Origin of the sequence: Lactobacillus nasalidis (assembly GCF_016587775.1) — a bacterium.
Taxonomy (GTDB): domain Bacteria; phylum Bacillota; class Bacilli; order Lactobacillales; family Lactobacillaceae; genus Lactobacillus; species Lactobacillus nasalidis.
This window is the reverse complement of the sequence record NZ_BOCG01000236.1, coordinates 1-247: the sequence shown is the minus strand read 5'-3', so window position 1 is coordinate 247 and position 247 is coordinate 1. Positions and strand designations below refer to the sequence as shown.

Genomic DNA, 247 nt, shown 5'->3' with positions numbered 1-247 from the left:
GATAGGCCTTCTTTGGATTTCGCTTACGGGGCTCTCACCCTCTCTGGCGCATTTTCCCAAATGCTTCTGCTATCCTCTGAAGTGCCATGACTCAGTCCTACAACCCCGGCAGATAAATCTGCCGGTTTGGGCTCTTTCCTGTTCGCTCGCCGCTACTTGGGAAATCGAATTTCTTTCTCTTCCTGCAGCTACTTAGATGTTTCAGTTCACTGCGTGTTCCTTTCATAAGCTATGTATTCACTCATGA

General features: G+C 48.2%; 1 rRNA gene. It reads right to left on the bottom strand.

The features are described from left to right. A 23S ribosomal RNA gene (locus tag lacNas_RS03890) occupies window positions 1-247 on the bottom strand; the annotation flags it as partial.